Raw genomic sequence first — 6,710 nt, forward strand, 5'->3', positions numbered from 1 at the left:
TGCGGGCCGGGTGATCGGGCGCCATGTTCAGGGCCTCGAAGTTGAACCAGTCGTGTTCGACCTCGGGTCCCTCGGCGGCCTCGTAGCCCATCGCCACGAACACGTCGGCAAGCCGGTCGGACAGGGCGGTCAGCGGGTGGCGGGCACCACGGCGGCGACGGTCGACGGGCAGGGTCACGTCGACCCGTTCCTCGTGCAGCACCCGGGCGTCGCGCTCGGCGGTGAGTTCGGCCAGCCGGGCGTCGTAGGCGGCCTGTACCGCCGTGCGGGCGGCGTTGTGCCGGCGACCGGCGTCGGCACGCTCCGCACGGGGCAGGGCACCGAGCTCCCGGCGGGCCAGCACCAGCGGTGCGGAGGCGCCCTGGATGTGGGCGGTACGGACGGCTGCCAGCGCGTCGAGGTCGGCGGCGGCGCGGATCGACTCCCGCGCCGCGTCAACGGCCGCGTCGAGCTGATCAGGGTCGAGGGCGTGGACCCGGGACGGGTCGACAGTCTCTCCAGGGGCGGGCACGGTGCTCATCCTCGTCATCGGGTGAAAAGCAGGGCCATCCCGGCGGGAAGCCGGGGTCGTCCGGCCTGCGGCGGAGTTCGTCCGGGCATGGGGTGTCCGGTCCTGGGGCGGCGGCGCGCGCCTGGCCGCCCGGGGCGCCCACCGGTCGGTTCGCGGTGCTCGGCGTCAGCCGAACACCGGGCCACCGGCGGGCACGAAAAATCGGAACTCGGCGCCGCCACCCGTGGCCCGGCCGACCGAGATGGTGCCGCCGTGCGCCTCGATCAGTGCCTTGGCGATGTAGAGCCCGAGGCCGGTGCCGTTCCCGCGGCCGGCGCCCCGCCAGAACTTCGTGAACACGCGCGCGGCGTTCGATTCGGACACGCCTTCCCCCTCGTCGGCCACGCTCACCTCCGTGCCGCTGTCCCTGCCACGCAGCAGTACCGTCACAGTACCCGCACCATGCCGCAGGGCGTTGTCGACGAGGTTGTGCAGTACCTGTTCAATCTTGTCCGGATCGACCCACATCTCGGGCAGTTCGCCCTCCTCGCAGATGAAGAACCGGTCGGCGCCCGCCGCACCCGAGGCCACCTTGCCGTCCACCACCGAACGCACTCGGGCGGGCAGGTCGACGATCTGCTTGCGGACCTGAATGCGTCCGGAGTCGATCCGGGAGACGTCCAGCACCTCGGTGAGCAGGCGCGTGACCCGGTCGGCGTCGGTGTTGACCGTGTTCAGCATGAGCTTCTTCTGCTCGTCGGTGAACCGGTCCCACTTGGCGAGCAGCGTCGCGGTGAATCCCTTCACGCTGGTCAGCGGCGAGCGCAGCTCGTGCGCCACGGTCGCGACCAGATCCGCCCGGTTGCGTTCCAGCCGCTCGCGGCTGAGGGTGTCGCGCAGGGACAGCGACACCCGCACCAGCCGACCGGCGACCCGGTTAAACCGCACCGTGACGTGGAAGTCACAGTCGTGGACCGGACCCGCATAGGTCAGGCGCCGCTCCGGCTGCCCGGTGACCCGCGGCAGGTTCCGGCTGGCTGCCGAGCACTCCCACCAGTCGTTGCCCCGCTCGTCCAGCAACGGGAGGACCTCGGTCAGATGCCGGCCGATCGCAGACGGTCCGTCCACCCCGGTGAGCTTCGCCGCCGCCCGGTTGAACACCTCGACGACGCCGACGGCGTCGGTCACGATCACCGAGTCCGGTAGCAGGTCGAAGGCGGCGGCAGGCAGTGGGCCGTCCAGCGCGGCCGACACGGCCGAATCGGTGGAATCGGGCGCGCAGCCGGGGCCGGGTGGCGGTACCTGCCCGGATGGCGACGCGACAGTGTTCATCACCGTCGACCACCTCCTCCGGTGCCGTTAGTACCGGACCTGCCCGTTCTCTGCGCCCGCGCCGACGCGTAAAGGCACAGGGCGGACGCAACCGCAAGATTCAGGGACTCGGCCTGACCGTACACCGGTACCCGCAGAACCGCGTCCGCGGCGGTCAGAGTAGCCGAAGCCAGCCCATGTGCCTCGTTACCGAACAGCCACGCCGTCGGCCCGTCGAGCTCACCGGCGGCGACGGCGGTGTCGATGTCGCGATCCGCGGCTCCGGACGTCGCCACGATGCGGCAGCCCCGGGCCCGTAGCCGGTCCAGCACCACGGCCAAGGCTGGTTCCACGATCACCGGGAGGTGAAAGTGGCTGCCGGCCGAGGAGCGCACGCACTTGCCCCCGAAGGGGTCGACACCGCTCCCGGTAAAGACGACGGCGTCCGCTCCGGCCGCGTCCGCGCTGCGGATCACCGTGCCGGCGTTGCCCGGATCGCCCGCGCCGATGCACACCGCGACCAGCCGGGGGGCGTGCAGGTCGGCGAGCCGGTGAGCGGGCAGGGCCGCGACCGCGACGAGGCCCTGGGGGGTCACCGTCTCCGACAGCGACGCCACGGCCTCGTCCGTGACGACCCGGACCGGCACCCGGACCGCCCTCAGCAGCTCCTCGTGCCGGGGAGTCGCGGAGACTCCGACGAACACCTCGAGCAGCTCGCCGACGGCCGACGCCGCGCCCACCGCCTGCGCCCCCTCGACCAGGAACCTGCCCTGCTCGCGCCGGGCCGCGGGCCGCTTGAGGCGACGCGCGGCGCCGACCCGCCCGGAGCGCGCTCCGGCGATCACTCCGGGCCCCGGGGAAGGGGCCCTCGGGGAAGGAGCCGTCGACGGCGGGGCGTCGGTCGTGGGGGACACGCGGGAGGCGGGCACGGGCCGACGTCGCGACGGGCTCAGGCGGCGGTGGGCTCCGGCGCCGCCGCCAGCGCGGCCCGTGCCACCTCGACCAGGGCGGTGAACGCGACCGCGTCGTTGACCGCGAGGTCGGCCAGAATCTTGCGGTCGACTTCGACACCGGACAGCTTCAGACCCTGCACGAAGCGGTTGTAGGTCAGGCCGTTCGCCCGCGCCGCCGCGTTGATCCGAGTGATCCACAGCTGCCGGAAGTCGCCCTTGCGCGCGCGGCGGTCCCGGTAGGAGTAGGTCATCGAGTGGAGCATCTGCTCCTTGGCCTTGCGGTAGAGCCGCGATCGCTGGCCCCGGTAGCCGCTGGCCTGCTCGAGGACCGTACGGCGCTTCTTCTGGGCGTTGACCGCCCGCTTCACGCGTGCCATGAGGGCACCTGTCTCCTTCGTTCGGGTGCGTCCGGCGGCCCGGGCCGGAGTCGGCCGCCAACGGCGGGCCGACCGCGACCGGCGGGCCCGCCGCAGTCGGGGCCGGAGTCGTCAGCGGGCCGCGGTCAGCGGGCGAGCAGACGCTTGACGCGTCGGTTGTCCGCCTTCGTCAACGGCACCACGCCATCCAGTCTGCGGGTGAGGCGGCTGGTCTTGTGCTCCAGGTAGTGGCGGCGGTTGGCCCGCTGGCGCAGCACCTTGCCGGACCCGGTGACCCGGAACCGCTTGCTCGCACCGCTGTGGGACTTCTGTTTGGGCATGTTGACATCCTGACGGGTTACGTGGGTGGTCGAACAACCGGCGTGGCGAGATCCGGAACCGGTGGCGGCGCCACCGCGCGGACTGCCCGCCGTCGAGTCAGGCGTGGCCGGCCGGTTCCGGCACCCGCTGCGGCTTCGAACCCTTGTGCGGGGCCATGACCATGGTCATGTTCCGGCCGTCCTGCTTGGGCTGAGCCTCGACATAACCAAGATCGGCCACGTCGGCGGACAGCCGTTGGAGCAGGCGGATGCCGAGCTCGGGCCGGGACTGCTCCCGACCGCGGAACATAATCGTAATCTTGACCTTGTCGCCGGCCCGCAGGAAACGCACGACGTGACCCTTCTTGGTCTCGTAGTCGTGCGGATCGATCTTCGGCCGCAGCTTCATTTCCTTGATGACGGTCTGGACCTGGTTCTTCCGAGCCTCCCGACGCTTCTGGTCGGACTCGTACTTGAACTTTCCGTAGTCCATCAGCTTGCAGACCGGGGGACGAGCGGTCGGCGCGACCTCGACGAGGTCGAGATCGGCCTCCTGCGCCATGCGCATGGCCTCACCGATCGAGACGATGCCGATCTGCTCACCCTCCGCGCCGACGAGGCGAACCTCGGGGACGCGAATCCGGTCGTTGATACGGGACTCTGTGCTGATGTGTTTCCTCCGTTGCTCGACGCGCGGGCCTGACCTCACCGCAGCGGAGCACCGAGCCTGGTACACCAGGCTCCCGGCCGACAACCGCGAGAACGGCTCGGCCGACCGGCGACCCGGCCACCGCGGCCACCAGCCGGAACTCCGGCCTGAGGACCTGCTGACGTCCCGGGGTGGCGACATCAGTGCTGACATCGGGTGGAGGGCGAACCCCCGCTTGGTCCTGCCGATCAGGCTCCGCACCGTGCCCTGGCTGCCTGGGAACGGCAACGCCAGCGGACGGAACAAAACCAGCCGGCAGGCGGTCTGAACCCCAGCGTAGCACCAGACCGGGCGACACGACGATCACATCATCGTCCGGGCGCTCCGAAAGGGCCGGCGGCACTCACCTCGCGAACCGCACCGGCCATCGGCGCGTCGGGCGCAGGCCCCGCCCCAGATGGCGGCGCACCGCCGCGGCCTCCCGCGCGCTCACGAGCAGCACGGCCGGGCCCGAGGCCCGCGCCTGCTCCTGCTCCTGCGCCGGGTCCGGATCAGCGGCGAGCAGCCGGGATAACCGCCGGGCGAGCAACTCCCCGGACCGCGCGTCCGCATCTCCGTCCCGGCGTACCGCGACGGCAAGCACCGGGCGTGGTGCGCCGGCACCCGGGAGGAGCAGTTCCGCCGGCCACACCTCGACCCGCTCGGTCACGGTCCGCAACGCCTCTTGGACCCGCTGCCGGGACAACGGTCCATCCGGATCGGATGGACGGCGCAGGGCGGTCACCCTCAGCTCGTCGAGGTCCGCGGCTTCGGTCGCACGTGGCGTGTCGAGAGTCCCGGGCGGCGAGTCGGAGTCGGATCCGCCGGGCACCGTCGCGGGACCGCCCGGCCCGACGTCCAGACTGGCCGAGCGCGGACCGGCCACGTCGATCACCACCGCTCCGAGCCCCAGCCGGACCGCCTCCGTACAGGCGTCCACCGCGGCGACCGGAACCGGCCGGGCCGAGGCGCGCCAGGCGGTGAGCGCGCTGACGCTGGAGAAGATCGGTAGCGCGGTCGCGCCGGACGGGGTGCGCAGGGTCGTCAGCGCCATCTCGCTGGTCTTGTCCGCACCGGTGACGGCGTCGGCGGCGGTGAGCCGAGCCTCGACTCCGACGAAGACCCGGGCCTGGCGCAGCGCGGCGGTCAGGACGGCGGGGTTGACCGGGCTGGCGGCGAGCGCTCGGGTGAGCGACTCATCGGCGCGGCCGTCATCGCCCTGACCGGACGGAGTCAGCAGATCGTGTGCCATTCTCGCCAGCCTAGGGCCCAGGCGACGCGGCGGGCCGGTACCGGATCGGGTCCGTGGCATTCACCATGGCTCGGACGGACCCGGGCCCGGGTTGGGGGCACCGACCGGGGGCGGCGATGGCGGACCGGGCCAGCACGGTGGCCGGTTGCGACCCGGGAAGCGGGGCGGTGGCGACCGCCCCGGCGAGGCGCTGGAAGGCGAACCTGGTCCGGCGACGCAGGCGGTACCAGCTGATCGGACGGCTGTCGGCGAGCGCCGCGTCGAACGGCACCGGCACCGTCATGTAGGCCCGGTCCTCAAGATGCTCGAGACGCAGCCGTGCCCCGCGGCTCAACCGGGAGGGATACGTCTCGACGACGGCCACGATGACGGTGGCAGCGAGATCTGGCCGACCAGCCGCGGCCAACGCGGTCAACGCGTCGTCCGCACCGGCGATCTCCGTCTCGCCGGCCCGGATCGTCAGCACGACGAGGTCCGCCCGCGCCAGCAGGGTGGCCGGCACCGGCTGGCTCCACCCCGGTGGGGCGTCCGCGACGACGACCGGATACCAGTGTCCGAGCAGGTCGAGTGCCCAGGCCAGCTCCTCGGGAAGCAGCCCCGGCCCGGTGAGATCACGCAGTCCGGCCAGCACCTCCAGGCCACCGGAGCCGTCGGAGGCGACGAACCGGCGCACGTCCTCCAATGAGGACACCGGTGGCCGCGCCGTGGCCAACTCCCGCAACCCCACGCCCGGTGGCATGAGGCCGACCCGGTGCGCAAGCAGCCCGGACTGGTCCGGGGAGGCATCCACGGCCATCACCCGATGACCGTGGTGCTCCGCGATCGCCAGTCCCAGACCCGCGGCGACCGTCGTCCGGCCGCCTCCGCCACCGAATCCCCCGACCAGCACCCGCCGCCCACCGGCCCGCGCCCGCGCGACCGGCGAACCGCCCGCTCCCGCGACGGCCGGGACCACCGCCGGACCACGGGACGGCGTCACCGCGGCCGCCGCCCGGACGGGCAGGGAAGGGGCCGGACCGGACCGCCGTGCCGGCAGGTTCGCGGGGACCGGGACGGACCAGGCTGGCTCCGTACCGGGCGTTTCGACCGCCTGCCGGCCGACCGTGGGTCCGCCCAGGGGGTCAGCGTCGAGCCACGCCTCCGGCACCGGCCAACCCGGGTCAGCCGCCGCGGATGGGGGAAGCCGCCCGGCTACGGGCCCGGCACCGAGCGAGCCGTCTGGGGGCGGCGCGGTGGCGGCCCAGGAAACGGGGACGACCGGCGTCCCATCCGGGAGGTTCACCGGCTGCCCGGCGGTGGGGACCAGTACCGCAATGTTCTCCCAGGTCTCCCCGGGCGGC

General features: G+C 72.8%; 8 protein-coding genes. All 8 read right to left on the minus strand.

The features are described from left to right. Positions 1 to 511 (minus strand): tRNA ligase subunit PheS family protein (locus ACY5KJ_RS08840; RefSeq protein ID WP_462203156.1); only part of this gene is annotated, 511 nt, incomplete at its 3' end. Positions 512 to 676: 165 nt separating this feature from the next. Then, positions 677 to 1,822, minus strand: coding sequence for a sensor histidine kinase (locus tag ACY5KJ_RS08845; protein WP_462186901.1), 1,146 nt, complete (start codon positions 1,820 to 1,822; stop codon positions 677 to 679). After that, the gene (locus ACY5KJ_RS08850; RefSeq protein ID WP_462186893.1) at positions 1,822 to 2,646 is read right to left on the minus strand and encodes a TrmH family RNA methyltransferase; all 825 of its coding nucleotides are present in this window, start codon (positions 2,644 to 2,646) and stop codon (positions 1,822 to 1,824) included. Before ACY5KJ_RS08850 ends, ACY5KJ_RS08845 begins: the two co-directional genes overlap by 1 nt. 104 nt (positions 2,647 to 2,750) lie before the next feature. Beyond that, entirely contained in the window at positions 2,751 to 3,131 is a 381-nt protein-coding gene (gene rplT / locus ACY5KJ_RS08855; RefSeq protein ID WP_011437565.1) for a 50S ribosomal protein L20, read from the minus strand. Between the two features lie 125 nt (positions 3,132 to 3,256). Beyond that, on the minus strand, positions 3,257 to 3,451 hold the full coding sequence (rpmI, locus tag ACY5KJ_RS08860) for a 50S ribosomal protein L35 (protein ID WP_011437566.1): 195 nt from the start codon (positions 3,449 to 3,451) through the stop codon (positions 3,257 to 3,259). Positions 3,452 to 3,548: 97 nt separating this feature from the next. Next, positions 3,549 to 4,139: a translation initiation factor IF-3 gene (gene infC, locus ACY5KJ_RS08865; RefSeq protein ID WP_462186894.1), complete on the minus strand. Its 591-nt coding sequence runs from the start codon at positions 4,137 to 4,139 to the stop codon at positions 3,549 to 3,551. A gap of 343 nt (positions 4,140 to 4,482) precedes the next feature. Then, on the minus strand, positions 4,483 to 5,370 hold the full coding sequence (locus tag ACY5KJ_RS08870; RefSeq protein WP_462186895.1) for an SseB family protein: 888 nt from the start codon (positions 5,368 to 5,370) through the stop codon (positions 4,483 to 4,485). Between the two features lie 10 nt (positions 5,371 to 5,380). Next, positions 5,381 to 6,710: MinD/ParA family ATP-binding protein (locus ACY5KJ_RS08875; RefSeq protein ID WP_462203157.1), on the minus strand; the 1,330-nt coding region annotated here is incomplete at its 5' end.

It is taken from the genome of Frankia sp. CcWB3 (genome assembly GCF_977927595.1).